At 46.6% G+C, this 18,145-nt stretch carries 16 protein-coding genes; 2 read left to right on the top strand and 14 right to left on the bottom strand.

The genetic code is table 11. The features are described 5' to 3' along the window. Positions 1-125: 125 nt before the first annotated feature. From fusA to HMPREF3144_RS09400, 7 genes are all read right to left on the bottom strand, one after another. The gene (gene fusA, locus HMPREF3144_RS09430) at positions 126-2,225 is read right to left on the bottom strand and encodes an elongation factor G (protein WP_018027263.1); all 2,100 of its coding nucleotides are present in this window, start codon (positions 2,223-2,225) and stop codon (positions 126-128) included. Positions 2,226-2,240: 15 nt separating this feature from the next. Beyond that, positions 2,241-2,711, bottom strand: a complete 471-nt coding sequence (gene rpsG / locus HMPREF3144_RS09425) for a 30S ribosomal protein S7 (protein WP_018027264.1) — start codon at positions 2,709-2,711, stop codon at positions 2,241-2,243. 191 nt (positions 2,712-2,902) lie between these two features. Then, positions 2,903-3,280 carry a 30S ribosomal protein S12 gene (gene rpsL / locus HMPREF3144_RS09420; protein WP_018027265.1) on the bottom strand — a complete coding sequence of 126 codons (378 nt, stop codon included), beginning with the start codon at positions 3,278-3,280 and terminating at the stop codon, positions 2,903-2,905. 445 nt (positions 3,281-3,725) lie between these two features. Further along, positions 3,726-4,571: an HpcH/HpaI aldolase/citrate lyase family protein gene (locus tag HMPREF3144_RS09415; RefSeq protein ID WP_070477613.1), complete on the bottom strand. Its 846-nt coding sequence runs from the start codon at positions 4,569-4,571 to the stop codon at positions 3,726-3,728. A gap of 75 nt (positions 4,572-4,646) precedes the next feature. After that, complete coding sequence (locus tag HMPREF3144_RS09410; protein WP_036560460.1) at positions 4,647-5,828, bottom strand: CaiB/BaiF CoA transferase family protein; 1,182 nt, start codon at positions 5,826-5,828, stop codon at positions 4,647-4,649. Positions 5,829-5,887: 59 nt separating this feature from the next. After that, positions 5,888-6,715, bottom strand: a complete 828-nt coding sequence (locus HMPREF3144_RS09405; protein ID WP_048767333.1) for an HTD2 family dehydratase — start codon at positions 6,713-6,715, stop codon at positions 5,888-5,890. Positions 6,716-6,855: 140 nt separating this feature from the next. Beyond that, on the bottom strand, positions 6,856-7,782 hold the full coding sequence (locus HMPREF3144_RS09400) for a LysR family transcriptional regulator (protein ID WP_070477611.1): 927 nt from the start codon (positions 7,780-7,782) through the stop codon (positions 6,856-6,858). Positions 7,783-7,904: 122 nt separating this feature from the next. Between HMPREF3144_RS09400 and HMPREF3144_RS09395 the strand changes: the two genes are divergently transcribed. Both HMPREF3144_RS09395 and HMPREF3144_RS09390 read left to right on the top strand, forming a co-directional pair. Beyond that, on the top strand, positions 7,905-9,065 hold the full coding sequence (locus tag HMPREF3144_RS09395) for an acyl-CoA dehydrogenase family protein (RefSeq protein WP_036560450.1): 1,161 nt from the start codon (positions 7,905-7,907) through the stop codon (positions 9,063-9,065). Between the two features lie 10 nt (positions 9,066-9,075). Then, positions 9,076-10,422 carry an MmgE/PrpD family protein gene (locus HMPREF3144_RS09390; RefSeq protein WP_036560448.1) on the top strand — a complete coding sequence of 449 codons (1,347 nt, stop codon included), beginning with the start codon at positions 9,076-9,078 and terminating at the stop codon, positions 10,420-10,422. Positions 10,423-10,464: 42 nt separating this feature from the next. On the opposite strand, the gene HMPREF3144_RS09385 is transcribed toward HMPREF3144_RS09390, so the two are convergent. From HMPREF3144_RS09385 to HMPREF3144_RS09355, 7 genes are all read right to left on the bottom strand, one after another. Further along, the gene (locus HMPREF3144_RS09385; RefSeq protein ID WP_070477609.1) at positions 10,465-11,286 is read right to left on the bottom strand and encodes an OmpA family protein; all 822 of its coding nucleotides are present in this window, start codon (positions 11,284-11,286) and stop codon (positions 10,465-10,467) included. 27 nt (positions 11,287-11,313) lie between these two features. Next, positions 11,314-12,858 (bottom strand): YadA family autotransporter adhesin, encoded by a 1,545-nt coding sequence (locus HMPREF3144_RS09380; RefSeq protein WP_018027273.1) that lies wholly within the window; start codon positions 12,856-12,858, stop codon positions 11,314-11,316. Between the two features lie 65 nt (positions 12,859-12,923). Continuing rightward, positions 12,924-14,417 (bottom strand): YadA family autotransporter adhesin, encoded by a 1,494-nt coding sequence (locus tag HMPREF3144_RS09375; protein WP_070477607.1) that lies wholly within the window; start codon positions 14,415-14,417, stop codon positions 12,924-12,926. A gap of 316 nt (positions 14,418-14,733) precedes the next feature. Beyond that, on the bottom strand, positions 14,734-14,961 hold the full coding sequence (locus HMPREF3144_RS09370; protein WP_036560445.1) for a DUF1289 domain-containing protein: 228 nt from the start codon (positions 14,959-14,961) through the stop codon (positions 14,734-14,736). Positions 14,962-14,975: 14 nt separating this feature from the next. Then, positions 14,976-15,434 (bottom strand): PACE efflux transporter, encoded by a 459-nt coding sequence (locus HMPREF3144_RS09365; protein WP_018027277.1) that lies wholly within the window; start codon positions 15,432-15,434, stop codon positions 14,976-14,978. 121 nt (positions 15,435-15,555) lie between these two features. Next, positions 15,556-16,788 carry a phosphoglycerate dehydrogenase gene (gene serA / locus HMPREF3144_RS09360; RefSeq protein ID WP_018027278.1) on the bottom strand — a complete coding sequence of 411 codons (1,233 nt, stop codon included), beginning with the start codon at positions 16,786-16,788 and terminating at the stop codon, positions 15,556-15,558. A 110-nt stretch (positions 16,789-16,898) separates the two neighbouring features. Then, positions 16,899-18,074: a sugar transporter gene (locus HMPREF3144_RS09355; protein WP_070477605.1), complete on the bottom strand. Its 1,176-nt coding sequence runs from the start codon at positions 18,072-18,074 to the stop codon at positions 16,899-16,901. Positions 18,075-18,145: the final 71 nt, after the last annotated feature.

The raw sequence follows: 18,145 nt of genomic DNA, 5'->3' as shown, positions 1-18,145 counted from the left end.
GGGGTTTGGTACGTTCAAACTTACCTTTTGCCATAATATTAAAATTCCAATCTATTAATTTTTAAAAATAATGTTACTGCACCGGCTTAAAGATGCAACCGATGCAGTATTTTAGCAACATTTAACTACGCACGAGAAGCAATTACTTCCTCAGCAACATTTTTAGGTGCTTCAGTGTAGTGTTTAAACTCCATTGAGTATGTCGCACGACCTTGAGTTAATGAACGGAGGTCGGTTGCGTAACCAAACATCTCAGCTAAAGGCACTTCAGCTTTGATGATTTTACCACCACCAGCCATATCATCCATACCCTGAACAATACCACGACGAGATGATAAATCACCCATCACAGTACCGGCATAATCCTCAGGCGTTTCAACTTCAACCGCCATGGTAGGCTCTAATAGCACCGGATCCGCCTTGCGCATACCGTCTTTGAAAGCCATAGAAGCAGCCATACGGAACGCGTTCTCGTTCGAGTCAACATCGTGGTATGAACCAAAGAATAAGGTCACCTTAACGTCAACCACTGGGTAACCGGCTAACACACCCGCAGGAAGTGTTTCCTGAATACCCTTGTCAACGGCAGGAATAAATTCGCGTGGTACCACACCACCCTTAATCTCGTCAACGAACTCGTAACCACCACCTTGCTCTAACGGCTCAAGCTTAAGAACAACGTGACCGTACTGACCGCGACCACCCGACTGACGTACGAACTTACCTTCAACCTCGTCACATACCTTGCGAATTGTCTCACGATAAGCAACTTGTGGTTTACCGATATTTGCCTCAACGTTAAACTCTCGCTTCATACGATCAACCAGTACCTCAAGGTGTAACTCACCCATACCGGAAATAATCGTTTGACCGGATTCCTCGTCAGAAGAAACGCGGAAAGACGGGTCTTCCTGAGCTAAACGAGACAAGGCAATACCCATTTTCTCTTGGTCAGCTTTAGACTTAGGCTCAACCGCTAAAGAAATAACAGGCTCAGGGAACTCCATGCGCTCAAGAATAATGTGATTATTCATATCACATAGCGTTTCACCGGTTGTTACGTCTTTAAGACCAACCACTGCGGCAATATCACCGGCCACAACCTCTTTGATCTCTTCACGGTTGTTAGCGTGCATCTGAAGAATACGACCGATACGCTCACGTTTCGCTTTTACTGGGTTATAAACGGTATCACCCGAGTTAATCACACCAGAGTACACACGCACGAAGGTCAATTGACCAACGAATGGGTCAGACATCAACTTAAACGCAAGCGCAGACATTGGTTCTTTATCGTCAGCTTTACGTGTAGCCGGGTTACCATCATCGTCCTCACCTTGTACCGGAGGAATCTCAGTCGGCGCCGGTAAAAACTCAACGACGGCGTCAAGCATACGCTGAACACCCTTGTTTTTAAAGGCAGAACCGCAAAGCATCGGTTGAATTTCACAAGCGATAGTACGAATACGTAAACCCTTAACAATATCGGCTTCGCTTAAGTCACCCTCTTCGAGGTACTTTTCCATCAGCTCTTCATTTGCTTCCGCAGCTGACTCAACCATGTGCTCACGCCATTGCTCAGCATCAGCCTGTAACTCAGCAGGAATATCGCCGTACTCAAACTTCACACCGTTACTGGCTTCATCCCAGATGATGGACTTCATCTTGATTAAGTCCACAACACCAACGAACTGATCTTCTGCACCAATTGGCAGAACAATAGGTACCGGATGCGCACGTAAACGATTCTTTAATTGATCGTAAACCTTTAAGAAGTTAGCACCCGTACGGTCCATCTTGTTAACAAAGGCCAAACGAGGTACGTGGTATTTGTTAGCTTGGCGCCATACGGTTTCAGATTGCGGCTGTACACCACCCACTGCACAATAAACCATGCAGGCACCATCAAGTACACGCATAGAACGCTCAACTTCAATCGTAAAGTCTACGTGTCCCGGGGTGTCAATCACGTTAATACGGTGCTCAGGAAACTGACCGCCCATACCGCTCCAGAAAGCAGTGGTAGCAGCCGATGTAATGGTAATACCACGCTCTTGCTCCTGCTCCATCCAGTCCATGGTGGCAGAGCCCTCGTGTGTCTCACCTAGTTTGTGGTTAATACCGGTATAGAAAAGAATACGCTCGGAAGTCGTTGTCTTACCTGCGTCAATGTGCGCAGAAATACCAATATTACGATATCTTTCAATAGGGGTTTTACGGGCCATTTTTGAGTCCTTAAATTACCAACGGAAATGAGAGAAGGCCTTGTTAGCCTCTGCCATTCGATGTACTTCTTCGCGTTTTCTCATAGCGCCGCCACGACCTTCAGCCGCATCCAGCAACTCGCCAGCCAAGCGTAAATCCATTGATTTCTCGCCACGCTTTTTGGCTGCTTCACGTACCCAGCGCATAGCTAACGCTAAACGACGCACCGGGCGAACTTCAACAGGAACCTGGTAGTTAGCACCACCCACACGGCGGCTCTTAACCTCAACTACCGGTTTAACATTATTAATTGCAGTGTTAAACACTTCTAATGGCTCTTTGCCGGTGGTGCTTTCAATTTGAGTTAAAGCACCGTAAACGATACGCTCTGCAACGGCTTTTTTACCGGAAAGCATAATAATATTCATAAATTTGGCAAGATCAACACTACCGTACTTTGCATCAGGTAGGATCTCGCGCTTGGGCACTTCACGACGACGAGGCATGTGATTACTTCCTATATTGTGTCAAATTCAGTTGAACTACTTACGTAGCCATGGCTGTCTATTGAGAGATCAGCCCCTTACATCCGCAGAAAAATCATCCGGCAGCTGCGGCTGCACGCTTACCCTCCAGGGGAGGAAGCAATACCTATCACTAGGCTTTTTGGATTATTGATTGCTTTTAAAAAAAGCGATTAGGCACCCTTAGGACGCTTAGCACCGTATTTAGAACGAGCCTGTTTACGATCCTTAACACCTTGTAAGTCTAAGGCACCGCGCACGATGTGATAACGTACACCAGGTAAGTCTTTCACACGACCACCACGAACTAGAACAACAGAGTGCTCCTGTAAGTTGTGACCCTCACCACCGATGTATGAAATCACTTCATAACCGTTGGTTAGACGAACCTTGGCAACTTTACGCATCGCAGAGTTTGGTTTCTTAGGTGTGGTTGTATACACACGAGTGCACACACCACGTCGCTGCGGGCAGTTTTCGAGCGCCGGGCTCTTACTATTCGCGCGACTGGACTCTCGTGGCTTACGCACGAGCTGGCTTATGGTAGGCATGAGCTACAATCCTTAAAAAAAATAATTTAATTTATTAGACATGGCAATTTAACGTACAGCCTTTATTGTACGCTTACGTAGCGTGGGCCAATGGACGTAAGAACCACGAAAAAACGACCCGAAATCCTAAGCAATTTCAAAAATCACTACCGACTTCTTAAGATAAAGATAAATCCACTAAACCCAGAATGTAAGAAGAAATTCTTTAGATAGACTAAGCTTGGAAATCATCCAAAGCAAAAGAGAGAGTCATGACTTTTTCACTGCTTAGCAAGCGACTATAACATTTTTTGAGCTTTTGCACAATAAAAAAGCCTTAAAATACAGCGCCTTGTCTTTTAAACAAGACACTTAGCGACACTGTCGACGTATTTCTAGTGAAGAGGTACGAATATAGCGTCCATGAAGATGCCCCAGAGCTGAGCATCTTCATCAGCAACACAGATCAACGGGTGATCACTACCCCGTCGGTTTCTTTGAGAATCGCTTGAGCATGCTCGATCACAGGCTTATCAATCATCTCCCCATCCAATTGGAAGACTGAGTTCCCGAACTTCTTAGTCGCATCCACCACCCGCTTAGCCCATGCTAAGTCCTCAGGCTTCGGCATAAAGACATCATGCACCACTTCCAACTGCTTAGGGTGAATACATAAACTACCGCCGAAACCCATTTCTTTGGCTAGTTTTAAGCGCTTTCTAAAACCCGCTGCATCCTGGAAATTAGGATACACCGTATCTAGCGGTGGATTAAGCTTTGCGGCGCGACTATGCAGGCAAATCTCCGCACGAATATGATTAATTAAACGCTTAGCGCCTTTGCTATGACGATCCACCCCAAGACTCAGGCACATATCCAATTCACCAAAGGACAAACGCGTCACGCCGTCAACAGAGCAGATATCCTTGAGATTAGTCACACCGGCGGCCGTTTCAATTAAAGGCACCACGGGCACCCCTAAGCGTTCCACTGGAATAATGTCTTTAGAACTTTCCGCTTTAGGTAAAACCACCCCTAAAATACTTTTATCAATGCGACCTGCAAAGGCTAAATCATCAATAAACCAGGGTGATTTTGCGGAGTTAATACGCAAGAAAAAACGGCGACCGGGATTGTCATTCGCCCAACGCTCAAGCTGCTGTCTGACGCTAAACTTAGCATCCGCCTCAACCGCATCCTCCAGATCCACAATCACAATGCTCGCATCGGTAGCTAATGCCTTTGGAATGCGATCAAGATTTGCTGCAGGTACAAAAAGCGCTGAACGAATATAAAAATTTTTCTTAGCCATCACTATCTCCTTTTTATTCAAAGTCTAAAGCAATTCCTTAGCTGAAACCATAAGGATTTACGCCAAATGCCTTGACTAAATCGTAGCTGCTTGACGCCATGCCTCAATCTGCTCAGCCGAATAACCAAGCTCTTGTAGAATCGATTCACTATGCTCACCCAGAGCCGGCACCGGTGCCATGCGATATTCAAAGGCATTATTAAGTCCAGGTGGTAACAAGGCCGGAATCGTGCCCGCCGAGGTTGCTACCTCACGCCAACGATGACGCGCTTGCAGCTGCTTATGCTGCCAGACATCATGCATGGTATTGACCGCTGCATTCGCAATCTTGGCCTCTTCTAACAGATGAATGACTTGCTCTTTGCTAAGCTTGGAAAAGGCCTCCACAATAATGGCTTTGAGCTCCTCACGGTGCGCCGTGCGTTGACTATTACGAGCAAAGCGTGGATCATCAGCCAAGGCCGCTTGCTTTAACACCTGCTCACAGAACACCTTCCATTCGCGTTCATTTTGCAGCCCTAACATCACTACCTCACCACCCGCTACTGGGAATGGTCCATAGGGGTAAATCGCCGCATGCGCCGCACCCGCCCGTACCGGCGGCTCTGCACCCTCATAGGCATAATAAAGCGGAAAACCCATCCACTCCACCATACTTTCCAACATCGATACATCAATATGCGAGCCCTTGCCCGTTTTGCCACGCAAAATCAAGGCGGATAAGATATTGCTATAAGCGTACATGCCTGCCGAAATATCAGCAATCGAACAGCCCGCCTTAGCCATCTCCTCGCCCGAACCAGTCACCGACACAAAACCCGACTCACTTTGAATCAACAAGTCATATGCCTTTTTCTGCTCATACGGACCGCCCACCCCATAGCCGGAAATATCACACACAATGAGTTGTGGATATTTTTCATGCAAATCCTCAAACGACAAGCCCAGACGTGCCGCCGCCCCCGGCGCCAGATTCTGTACCAACACATCCACTTCTGGTAGGATACGCGCTAGAATCTCTGCCGCAGCCTCAGACTTCAAATCCAGCGTCAAGCTTTCTTTGGAGCGATTAATCCACACAAAATGTGACGCTAAGCCATTGACCCGCTCATCATAGCTACGTGCAAAATCACCCACACCCGGTCGCTCAACCTTAATCACGCGTGCGCCCAAATCGGCCAATTGACGCGTACAAAAAGGTGCCGCCACCGCATGTTCAAAACTCAATACCGTAATCCCATCCAAGGGCCTAATCATAATTATTCCTTTATATTTAAAATATCTTTGTGCTAGACAATGAAGTCATCTGCGAACATTTACTTAAACTGTACGTGAGCTTTTTGCGCATAGCTTCCTCCCTGCTGCGCCCACAACTCAGCTTGATTTGCGTCTAGCAACTGGCCTTCAACCCTAAATGGCTCCGGGCTAATCAAAGGACGTACGCCACGGAAACTGAATTGGCTCACCACCTTATCGGGATGTGCCTCAGTAAAAGCCTGTAACACTTTGGTCGCAATTAAAGGACCGTGCACCACCAAGCCCGGATAACCCTCAACCCCATTGGCATAAGGGTAGTCGTAATGAATGCGATGACCATTAAAGGTGACCGCAGAATATCTAAACAGCATCACCGCATCTGGTCTTACCGTTTGTGACCATTCGGCCTTGGGTGCCATCTCATCGCCGACTAGCTTCGGTGGGCTAGGCTCACGGTAAACAATATCCTGCTCTTCAATCAGGCAAACCTGACTCGCTTGCTCATAAATGTGCTCCAGGGTAACGAATAATAATTTACCCGTACGTCCCTCTTTTTCAATCACCGATTTAATTGTTGTGATACGTTCGGCTTCCTTGCCAATCAATAAATCTTGTACAAAATTCAAACGACCACCAGCCCACATCCGATTGCGATTATCCGCTGGTGGCAAAAAGCCGCCCCGTGCCGGGTGACCATCTTCACCCAAGCCCTTTAATGGCAAGGGATCAACAAAAAATGCCCAATGCCACAATAAAGGTAAAGCCTCACCCTCGTCCGGCACAGGTGCATTCACACTAAATGCGATTTTTTTAGTATGGCTAGCGCTTATAAACTCAGCAACACGTTCCTGCCGTCCCACCCAGTCTTGTAGATTAATCTCTGTCATCGTCTCTACGCCTTTAATACGATAAAATTATGAACCTAAATGATCATGCCCCATACTGCCAAATTAGTGAATTGCGCTTCACTAAACTCGCACTTTATCAGATTGAAAGAGGATAGTTTGTGCCATTCCTATGAACCCTGCTAGCCCTCGCGCTGCCCTTCATCTGCCTCTGCCAACAACAAATCCAATAAAGGCTGTGCAAAGCTCGGCAAGGCCTCATTTGCTCTTAAACATACTTGCAACTGCCTATCGGCCCACCCATCCGCTAAGGGCACCTGCACCAAATCCATCCTTTCGGCATAACGCGTAATCGCAGTAGCCGGAATAATACTGACCCCGACCTTTGCCGCCACCATCCGACAAACCGCTTCAAAACTACTGACTTCCACTCGGTACTTTAAGCTACGCCCTAAATTACTTGCCGCCTTACGCAAGAAACTATGAATTGCACTCCACTCTGATAAACAGACATAACTCTCATCTAAAGTATCCACAAAGCTAATCGACTCTGCCTGACTTAAGGGATGCGACGGGTGCGCCACAAAACTTAATTTATTTACTCGATACGGTAAGTAGCGCACATTACTGCTTTTCATCATCGCCTCATCCAAACCGGCGACAATCCCAATATCGGCATGCCCCTCGGTCACTGCCTGCACGATTTCTAAACTTAAACGCTCACGCAGCTCAACACTCACCTCCGGCTGCAAGGCCAGATAACGCCCTAAAATCTCCGGCATAAACTCACTCATCGCCGTAGTATTGGCGTAGACTCTGATTTTGCCGCGAATACCCGTAGCAAACTCCTTCATATCCCCACGCAAATATTGCAGCTGCTGTGATACCCGCATCGCATGCTCCACAAACACTTCACCTGCCGGGGTCAGCGTCACACCCTGACTGCTGCGATACAAAAGCTCAGTACCCATGCTTTGTTCTAAATTCTTAATCCGATGACTCGCCGCTGGCAGCGATAAAAAAGTGCGCTCCGCCGCCTTAGTTAGGCTTTTAACCTCGGCAATATTGAGCATTAATCGCATATCGGTTAAATCAAAATGCATGGACATGAATTCGCTTCCTTGAATTTTTTTAAAGACAAACTTTATCAATTGACAATAGCCATATTAATAGAGATAAGGCATAGTGGGCTAATACGATTTATAAACTTGCTACTTAATGCTGAAATAACATGATAAGAACTGACGATAAATACCAAGATATTCGCGATGCCATTCGCGATTTATGTAGTGAATTCCCCGCTGAATACTTTCGCAAGGTTGATGAAGAGCGCGGCTACCCGAGCGAGTTCGTCAAAGCACTCACGGATGCAGGTTGGCTAGCGGCGCTGATCCCCGAGGAGTTCGGTGGCTCTGGTCTCAGTTTGACAGAGGCCTCTGTTATTATGGAGGAAATTAACCGTAATGGGGGTAATTCTGGAGCCTGTCACGGTCAAATGTACAATATGGGCACCCTACTGCGTCACGGTTCAGAAGAGCAAAAGCGCCTTTATTTACCAAAAATTGCGTCTGGTGAATTGCGTCTGCAATCCATGGCAGTCACTGAACCGACGACCGGTACTGATACGACCAAGCTAAAGACGACTGCCGTTAAAAAAGACGGTCGCTATGTGGTAAATGGTCAGAAGGTCTGGATCTCGCGCGTGATGAACTCCGATTTGATGATTCTCTTAGCCCGCACCACCCCGCTAGAGGAAGTACAACGTAAAGCGGACGGCATGTCCATTTTTATTGTTGATATTAAAGAGGCTATGGCCAATGGTATGAGTGTGCGCCCTATTCCCAATATGGTAAACCACGAAACCAATGAGCTTTTTTTCGACAACCTTGAAATCCCCGAAGAGAATCTTATCGGTGAAGAGGGCAAGGGTTTCCGCTATATTCTAGATGGTCTAAATGCCGAGCGCACCTTGATTGCTGCCGAATGTATTGGTGACGGCTATTGGTTTATTGATAAGGTCACGGCCTATGTTAAGGAACGTGAGGTCTTTGGTCGTCCTATCGGTCAAAACCAAGGTGTGCAATTCCCCATTGCCAAAGCCTTTATTAATATTGAAGCAGCAAGCTTAATGCGCTATGAAGCGGCGCGCTTATTTGATGAGCACAAAGCCTGTGGTGCCCAAGCTAATATGGCGAAATTACTAGCAGCGGACGCCTCTTGGGAAGCGGCGAATGCCTGCTTACAATTCCATGGCGGCTTTGGTTTTGCTAATGAGTATGATGTTGAGCGCAAGTTCCGTGAGACCCGACTCTATCAGGTCGCACCGATCTCAACCAACTTAATTTATTCATTTATTGCCGAACACGTGCTTGGTCTACCCCGCTCTTTCTAAAAGGTTTTTAATGAATACATCCAGTTATGTGATTGCGGAGTTTGCAGCAAACCTGCAATTTGAAGATATTCCTACTGAGGTAGTGCGTCGCTGCGAGGATTTGCTACTTGATACCTTGGGTTCAATGTATGCTGGCTCAACTGAAGCACCTGTACAAAAAATCGCTGCCTTTGCTAAAGAACAAGGACCAGCGGATGGTAGTGCTCAGTTAATTCCTAGCGGTCAAAAAACCAGCCCCTACTTTGCAGCGATGGTTAATGCTGCCGCAGCGCATATGGTGGAGCAAGACGATCTGCATAACAGCTCGGTTTTTCATCCTGCTTGCGTGGTCTTCCCACCGGCTTTAGCCATGGCTCAAGACTTAAATGCCAGCGGCAAAGCGCTCTTGACTGCCTGTGTGGTGGGTTATGAAGTGGGTATTCGTGTCGGTGAGTTCTTGGGCCGAAGTCATTACAAAGTCTTCCACACCACAGCAACCGCCGGTACCATCGCTGCCGCTGCCACGGTGGGTCGCTTGCTCGGTCTGACGACAGCACAAATGCAAGATGCTTTAGGTAGCGCCGGAACTCAAGCCGCAGGACTGTGGGAGTTTTTAAAAACCGCGGCCGACTCCAAGCAATTACATACAGCTAAAGCCGCCGCCAACGGTTTGATGGCAGCTTCATTAGCGGCTAAGGGATTTAGCGGTGCTGAGGATATTTTTGATGGTGAAAAAGGCATGGGCAAGGCCTTTAGCCAAGCACCACAAAGCGATAAATTAGTTGCCGGCTTAGGCCAGCGTTGGGCCCTTTTGGAGACCTCATTTAAATACCACGCCTCCTGCCGCCATACTCACCCTGCTGCCGATGCGCTATGGGCCGTAATGCAAAAGCATAACTTAAATGCTGATGACATTGCCGGGGTGCAAACCTTTGTGCATCAAGCGGCCATTGATGTGCTGGGCGCCGTGGATAAGCCTGCCACCGTACACCAATCGAAGTTTTCCATGGGCACGGTGCTAGGCGTTTTGGCTTATAACGGCTTTGCCGGCTTGGATGAATTTGAAGCAGCCTTAGGTGATGCACGTATTGATGCTTTCCGTCAAAAAGTTACGATGCAGCTCGATCCTGAGGTGGATGCTGCTTATCCTGATAAATGGTTAGGTAAGGTAAAGGTCTTGACCAAGGACGGTCGTGCACTTGAAGCATTTGTTAGCGATCCCAAAGGCGATCCGGGCAATACCTTAAGCCGTGATGAAATCGAAGAAAAAGTCAAACGCCTAGTGAGTTATAACAAGGCAGGTACCAGCGAAGATGCGACACGCATTATCGCTTGGACTTGGGGATTGGCAGCGGGGCAGAGTGATTTACCCCTGTAAAAACAAGGGCGACTCAATGAGTCGCCCTAATCATTTAGCTAATTACTTTTTCTGTCCTGAACCGTCAACCGAAATTTCCACTCGACGATTAGGCTCTAAGCAAGCAATATAAGCGTTACGTGACTGTGAACTATCGCACTCTTTCACAGGCTGCGTCTTACCCATACCTTGGGCACTAATCAGCTCAGATGATACGCCACGCTGAATCAGGTAGTTACGCACGCTATCAGCACGACGCTGTGAGAGATTCATATTGTAGGCATCGTTACCCAATAAATCCGTATGACCGTAAACAGTAACACCTTTTAGTACATCAAAGCTCTGAATCTTAGCGGCCAGCTCATCTAATTGACGACGTCCCTCAGCACGCATAGAGGAAATATCCGACTTATCAAAGGCGAATAACGCATTTGCCGCAATGGTATAGCGCTGTGGCCCTACCGCCCCTGGAGGGCATACCGCATCTACTGGGTCAACCGGACGCCAGAAGAAGCTGCGGGTAAAGTAGTCACGATCATAAAGGGCCTTAAACTGGCACGTGGTCACATCATTGGTCCCCTGACCTGGTGTATGGAAGTGGAATAAATAATCCCACTCACGCACCCCGGCAAAGCCTTCACCAAAATGTGGGCGACCGAGCAAGTAATACAACTGATCCTTGGTCATGCCAGCCTTCACCTCTTTTAATGCGCTTAAATCGGGGAAGGTACCCATTTTATTATTAAAGGTCACACGATCCACCTCTGGCCACACCGGATCATCGGTCATACCATGCTCGTCAACCTTGCTAAGATTACCACAAGCTGCCAATGATAAAGCGGCCAGAATGGCTGCTGCTTTAAGTTTATGTTGTAACAAAGACATTGTTTTTCTCCTATAAACCACTAAATATTACCACTGATAGCCAATTGCTGCATTGGTGCCGACACGACCATGCGTGGCTGTTGAAACAGACCCCTTAAGAATCCATTTACCATTGTCTGAGATGCGTGATACGCCAGCAGCAAATCCTGTTTGACTACCATAATTACCCGTACCTAAGGCAACTAAGCTTTTACCCGGGATATATGCCTGCGGCAAGCCCGCTACCGCCAAGGCCGTAGCCGTGCCAGCATCAGCACGTCTTTCAAGGCGCTTCTCCGTTTCATTGATACGCTGATCAAAGTCATACTTCAATTGCGTTATCTGATTCGTCATATTTCTCTCGACCTGCTTTAACTGCGAGACATTCACTGCATCCATATCATCGGTACCTGGGGCCAGATTTGTGATCTTATTACCGCCCATATTGATACCGGTCCCACCCTCTTCTGGTGGACGAATAATGACACCATCAAAAGTCGGCGTTTTCTTCATCGCCACAATAATTGAGGTATCGCCAGGCACCAACTGATAATACGGTTCAGCGCCATAGGGTGGATGCCCCACACCACCAATCGCAGAATAATCGATCTCACCGAGTGTGAAGAATTTATTCTCCTCCCTCAATAAATAACCGAATAAATCCTGCATATTATTAATTTCCTCACCGGTATCCGCAACCTTAAATTTTGCACCCTCGTAAGCCATGGATCGCATCACCTCATCCAAAGAGTAAGGATAATCGTCCTCCCCATTAACCTTTTCAAATAACTGCCTAAATGAGTAATTGTCTTGGTCGTACAAAGTGTCAAAATTTTCACCATACCCAGTGGGAAACACGATCTTATCAGGGGCTTTAAAATTACCTTTTTCATCCTGACAACCCGGCACTAGACTGCTTGAACATGCTAAATAAGAAACAAAGGATTGATAGGGTAATTGGGACTCGATCCTTGCAGTAGTTGCCTCAGCCTCCTCACCATAAGAATATCGCAAAAATGACTGCATAGCCTGATAAGCAGCGCTTAATTCTGGGAAACGAGTCCATGTGTTTGGATCACTTAACTTGACCGGATTATCCCAGAGTGCTTGTCGTGTAAATAGCTGTTGGCGAGGAGTTGATGCAGCACGGCTTTGAGCGTTGGCGGCTGTGCGGAGGGAGGTCTCTTGATAAACATCATCAAAATGTCCTTCGGGAAACAACGGCAGTACTTCGATCTTATATGGCTTGTGATAAATCTTGGTCATGATGTTTTCACCCATATCAAAATCAGACCAATTCTTTAGATTACCGTTGCTATCATTTTTGCTGCCTTGAACGGTGAGAATACCCGATGTATAAGGTATGGTATTACCAAGACGCTCATCGGCCACATTGGCATAATGCCCCCTACCGACAGCAAATGGAGCTAATGCTGCGGCTGTGCCAAACCAGAGTGGTCCCCCGGATGACCTACCATCACCAGGATAATAAGCTACGGCCTGTGTACTAAGCGATAAAGAAGCCAACGCCACACTTATGGTCAAGGCGTTTTTATAAAAACCACGACCTATCGCTGAAGAAAACTTACTCATGATAATTCCTCACAATATCAAAATGCTGCACCAAAGACACTGTACTTCCACTATAAGCCACTAAATTACCACTGATAACCAAGCATTGCATTGGCACCAACATGACCATGCGTGGCGGTCGAAACAGACCCCTTAAGAATCCATTTACCATTATCTGAGATACGTGATATGCCAGCAGCAAACGCTACTTGACTACCATAACTACCCGTGCCTAAGGCAACTAAGCTTTTACCCGGGATAAATGCCTGCGGCAAGCCCGCCACCGCTAAAGCCGTAGCCGTACCGGCATCAGCACGTCTCCCCAAGCGCCTCTCCGTATCATTTAAACGCCTATCAAAGTCATGCTTCAATTGCGTTACCTGATTCGTCATAGTTGTCTCGACCTGCTTTAACTGCGAGACATTCACTGCATCCATATCATCGGTACCTGGGACCAGATTCGTGATCTTATTACCACCCATATTAATACCGGTACCACCCTCTTCTGGCGGACGAATAACGATGCCATCAAAGGATGGCGTCTTCTTCATCGCCACATTAATTGTGGTGTCGCCGGGCACCAACTGCTCATACGGCTCAACGTCATAGGGTGGGTGCCCCACACCACCAATGGCACCATAATCGATCTCACCGAGTGTGAAGAATTTATTTTCCTTTCTCAATAAATAATCGAATAAACCCTTCAGGCTATGAATCTCCTCACCGGTATCCGCAACCTTAAATTTCTCACCGGTGTAGACTAAGGCTCTCATCGCTTGGCGTAAAGAAAAAGGCCCATCTCCCGCCAGTTCAGGATTCATCGCTTCAAACAAGTCGTCCATGTACAAAGTATCAATATTTTCACCATAACCATTAGGAAACACGATCTTATCAGGGGCTTTAAAATTACCCTGTTCATCCTGACAACCCGGCACTAAGCTACTCGAACACGCTAAATAGGAAATAATGGATTGATAGGGTAGTTTGGACTCAATGATGGCAGGTGCCTCAGGTTCATCAAAAAATCGCCGAAATGTACGCATTGTCTCGACCGCAGCGCTTAATTCAGGGAAACGAGTCCAGGTATTTGGATCACTTAACTTCACCGGATTATCCCAGAGCGCTTGTTGTGTAGGAGTTGATGCAGCATGGCTTTGGGCGTTGGCGGCTGTACGGAGGGAGGTCTCTTGATAAACATCATCAAAATGTCCTTCGGGAAACAACGGCAGTACTTCGATCTTATATGGCTTGTGGTTGATCTTAGTCATGATGTTTTCACCCATATCAAAATCAGACCAGTTCTTTAGATTACCGTTGCTATCAGTCTTACTGCCTTGAACAGTGAGAATACCCGATGTATAAGGTATAGTATTACCAAGACGCTCATCCGCCACATTGGCATAATGCCCCCTACCAACAACAAATGGAGCGAGTGCAGCTGAGCTATAGATTACAATTGGTCCGATTCTCCGACTATCAGATACAGCCTCTGCACTAAGTGGAAAAATAGCCAACGCCACACTCACAAGTAAGGCGTTTTTATAAAAACCGCGACCCTTCGCTGAAGAAAAACTACCCATGATAATGCCTCACCAAGCCAAATCAAACCATGATGGACGAATGCATCTGAGACACTTAGAGCTATTCACCGCACTACTTCGTGCTACTCAGAAGACGCTCCAGCAACGTTTTGATTTAATTGTCGAGCTCAAGTAAGCTACGCTCATCAAGCAGTGCTTACACGCTAAGATTTGATATTCATCAATTTATTATAATAGATAACCCTTATATCTTTCAATGAAAGCCGTGTTGATCGCATAGATAAAGCCTAAGTTGTATCATAATACCCACACTATGGCTAACAAAGCGCCATGCCGCTTGTTTGTGATGGATGAGCTAAGTCCCCTCCACGCGCCTCACCTGATCGAGCATTAGCTGCTGCTCTGCTCGCTTTTTACGTAAGCTACAAAGACGTAAGACCTCACGCTTTTGTGGATCACTCATGCTAATCCACCCTTGGCGCTCCTCGCGACTACGATAACAGCCCTTACAATAGCCGCGCTCATTTGACTCGCAGACATTGATACAGGGACTGGGTATCTCGAAGAACTCCAACTGTTCCATAACAAGTACTTAATTTAAACCGTGAGACGACCCCAGAAATTCTTTCTTAAGGTATCGTATATCAAACTATAAATATAAGTATAAGGTAAATAAAAAAGAATAAAACCAATATCTAGCGTTAAGGCTTGCCACAAACTGATGTTGAGCCACCACATAATAAATGGCAAGGCAAAGCAAATCAGCCCCACTTCAAATAAAAAAGCGTGCAAGATGCGAATACGGATATTTTTACTTAAATGATGACGCTTAAGCCACGCATCAAACAGGGAGTTAAACAGCATATTCCACAACAGCGCCATCACCGCAATCACCGTGGCAATCATGCCCATATCTAGCATATTGTTGCCAGTCAACCAAGCAAACAACGGGGTGCTAATACCAATACCAAAAATCTCAAACAAAAAAGCATAGACAAAACGCTCGCGAACAGTAAATGGTTTTTGCCCAATTTTTTGTGGTTGAGCTGCTGTCATAAAACATTCCTCTGAGTACAGTCAAAAAATATGGGTGCTATAACCGCAGCAGTACAGCACCCATAAAGTCGCCGGATCGCTAAGCAGTCTAGCGCAACCCGGCTGGAAAAGAGCATTGATACTAATAAATCACACGTGTACGGATTGTTCCGGGTACCTCTTTAAGTAAGCTCAGCGCTAACTCAGGATTTTCTGATTGAACATCCATCACCACATAGCCCAACTCTGGATCGGTTTGTAGATACTGGCCAATAATATTAATGTGATCCTTCATGAAAATCTGATTAATCGCATTCAGCACGCCCGGTTTATTCTGATGAATATGCATATAGCGATGCGTATTTTCCGTGCCTGGTAACGATACCTCAGGGAAATTCACCGCTGATAGGGTACTGCCGTTATCAGAGTATTTCACCAATTTACTGGCGACCTCAATACCGATATTTGCCTGTGCTTCTTGCGTCGAACCGCCGATATGTGGGGTTAACAGCACATTATCCAAACCACGTAAAGCACTCACGAACTCGTCGTCGTTAGATTTAGGCTCCACTGGGAAAACGTCGATGGCGGCACCACCAAGGTGGCCACTCTTAATCGCTGCAGCCAGTGCGTCAATATCAACTACCGTACCGCGTGATGCATTAATTAAATGAGCGCCTGGCTTCATCTGGGCAATACGCTCAGCGTTCATCATATTGGCCGTGGTGGCATCCTCAGGCACGTGTAGGGTCACCGCATCGCTCAGACTCAATAACTCCTGCAGTGTATTGACGGCAGTGGCATTACCCAAAGGTAATTTAGCCTCAATATCATAGTAGTAGACGTGCATACCTAAGGCCTCGGCCAAAATACCAATCTGGGTACCAATATGACCATAACCGATAATACCGAGCTTTTTACCGCGCACCTCATAACTACCTACTGCGGACTTATTCCAACCGCCCTTATGCAAGGTAGTGTTCATGGCCGGGATTTTTCTAAAGAGCATAATGATCTCAGCCAATACCAACTCCGCTACCGAGCGTGTATTAGAAAAGGGGGCATTAAATACCGGTACACCGCGCTCTCTAGCCGCCTTTAAATCCACTTGATTGGTACCAATACAGAAGCAACCCAAGGCCACCAGCTTTTTAGCCGCAGCAAATACCTCGGCCGTCATCTGCGTACGGGAACGAATACCGATGAAATGCGCATCAGCGACTGCATCAAGCAACTCCTGACCTTCAAGCGCTTTTTTATGATAGTCGATATTGGTATAACCATTGCTATGTAGCACATCTAAGGCATTTTGATGCACGCCTTCGAAAAGGACAAATTTGATTTTGTCTTTATTTAAAGATAACTGATGATCCATGAGGTCCCCGTAAGAAGAATAGACGTCAAAAGAAATATTCTAACATTCTCACATCATTTCGGGTTATAAGCCAAGGCAGTTTAGCGTAGAGGGTTAAATAAAGAAATACTTTAAGATCTTAAAAGACGCCCTTTCCACCAAAAAGCAATCAAGGTTATAACAGCCAATATCGCTCCCACATAAGGAATATTTGCTAAGCCAACGTGATTGATCATTTGCCCACCTAACAAGGCACCCCCACCAATGCCGATATTAAACACCCCAGAAAATATCGCCACACCGATATCCGGCGCATCAGCGGCATTTTCCAAAACCTTACTTTGTAGCACCATACTCAGCAAGGTAATCACTGTACCCCAGACAATGGCTAAAGGCATCAGCACCCATAAGGAGTGCACTGCTATTTTCAACAGCAGCAAAGAAACACTAATGCCTAATAAAGATATTAGCAGTAAGGACAAGGCATAGCGCCCCGCATAACGCGAAAAAATAATACCTCCCAAAATACCGGCTAAACCAATCACAAATAACATCATCACCACCATGTGATTACTCATGCCACCGACGGTTTGTAAATAGGGACTGATATAGGTTGACACGGTAAAATGTGCCGTCATTATCAGCGCCAGGCTCAAATAAATATACTGTAGCGCAGGTCGCTTTAATAAGGCAGGTACAACGCTTAAACTACCGCTACTTTGACTGCTCAGTTTAGGCAAGGTGCGCCACAATAAAGCTAAAATAATCGCAGCCATCACCCCAATCAAACCAAAGGTAACGCGCCAACCCAAATGATGACCAATCACAGTGCCCAAAGGCACACCTAACACCGTCGCCAAGGATGAACCAGTTACAATAAAACTAAGGGCTTTACTCGTTTTGCCCTTAGGTGCCAAGCGCACCGCTAAAGGAATAGTAATCGCCCAAAAAACGGCATGCGCCATCGCTACCCCGATACGTGCCACCAATAAAGACGAAAAATTCCAAGCCACCGCTGCCAAGGCATGGCTCGCAATAAAAAGCACAAACAATAAGATCAGTAAACGCCGTCTTTCAACCCCCGCCGTCACCATCGTCAAGGGCAAAGAAAATATGGTCACGGCCCACGCATAGAGCGTCATCAACAAGCCCGTGTGAGCAATGTCCATGCGAAACCCCGCAGCAATATCCGGCAATAGACCGACCGGCACAAACTCCGTGGTATTAAATATAAAAGCGGCAACGGCCAAGGTGATCACGGCAAACCAACTACCCTTTGGCGTGGCTTGTTTAACTGGTTCTTTCATTGGGATTAAGAAAATAAAGATAAAGGCTGAATCTTAATGCAAATCGAGTAGGGTGAGGTTTGCACCTCATC

The organism is Oligella sp. HMSC05A10, assembly GCF_001808335.1.
In the GTDB taxonomy this organism is placed as follows: domain Bacteria; phylum Pseudomonadota; class Gammaproteobacteria; order Burkholderiales; family Burkholderiaceae_B; genus Oligella; species Oligella urethralis.
Note: the sequence above shows the minus strand (reverse complement) of the source record. Positions and strands in the feature narration are given on the sequence as shown.

Excerpts from the sequence above, each read along its gene's own strand:
- HMPREF3144_RS09400 (WP_070477611.1), bottom strand. The coding sequence starts at position 7,782 with ATGTCCATGCATTTTGATTTAACCGATATGCGATTAATGCTCAATATT.
- HMPREF3144_RS09365 (WP_018027277.1), bottom strand. The coding sequence starts at position 15,434 with ATGACAGCAGCTCAACCACAAAAAATTGGGCAAAAACCATTTACTGTT.
- fusA (WP_018027263.1), bottom strand. The coding sequence starts at position 2,225 with ATGGCCCGTAAAACCCCTATTGAAAGATATCGTAATATTGGTATTTCT.
- HMPREF3144_RS09375 (WP_070477607.1), bottom strand. The coding sequence starts at position 14,417 with ATGGGTAGTTTTTCTTCAGCGAAGGGTCGCGGTTTTTATAAAAACGCC.
- HMPREF3144_RS09355 (WP_070477605.1), bottom strand. The coding sequence starts at position 18,074 with ATGAAAGAACCAGTTAAACAAGCCACGCCAAAGGGTAGTTGGTTTGCC.
- HMPREF3144_RS09405 (WP_048767333.1), bottom strand. The coding sequence starts at position 6,715 with ATGACAGAGATTAATCTACAAGACTGGGTGGGACGGCAGGAACGTGTT.
- HMPREF3144_RS09380 (WP_018027273.1), bottom strand. The coding sequence starts at position 12,858 with ATGAGTAAGTTTTCTTCAGCGATAGGTCGTGGTTTTTATAAAAACGCC.
- HMPREF3144_RS09370 (WP_036560445.1), bottom strand. The coding sequence starts at position 14,961 with ATGGAACAGTTGGAGTTCTTCGAGATACCCAGTCCCTGTATCAATGTC.
- HMPREF3144_RS09415 (WP_070477613.1), bottom strand. The coding sequence starts at position 4,571 with ATGGCTAAGAAAAATTTTTATATTCGTTCAGCGCTTTTTGTACCTGCA.
- rpsL (WP_018027265.1), bottom strand. The coding sequence starts at position 3,280 with ATGCCTACCATAAGCCAGCTCGTGCGTAAGCCACGAGAGTCCAGTCGC.
- HMPREF3144_RS09395 (WP_036560450.1), top strand. The coding sequence starts at position 7,905 with ATGATAAGAACTGACGATAAATACCAAGATATTCGCGATGCCATTCGC.
- HMPREF3144_RS09410 (WP_036560460.1), bottom strand. The coding sequence starts at position 5,828 with ATGATTAGGCCCTTGGATGGGATTACGGTATTGAGTTTTGAACATGCG.
- serA (WP_018027278.1), bottom strand. The coding sequence starts at position 16,788 with ATGGATCATCAGTTATCTTTAAATAAAGACAAAATCAAATTTGTCCTT.
- HMPREF3144_RS09385 (WP_070477609.1), bottom strand. The coding sequence starts at position 11,286 with ATGTCTTTGTTACAACATAAACTTAAAGCAGCAGCCATTCTGGCCGCT.
- rpsG (WP_018027264.1), bottom strand. The coding sequence starts at position 2,711 with ATGCCTCGTCGTCGTGAAGTGCCCAAGCGCGAGATCCTACCTGATGCA.
- HMPREF3144_RS09390 (WP_036560448.1), top strand. The coding sequence starts at position 9,076 with ATGAATACATCCAGTTATGTGATTGCGGAGTTTGCAGCAAACCTGCAA.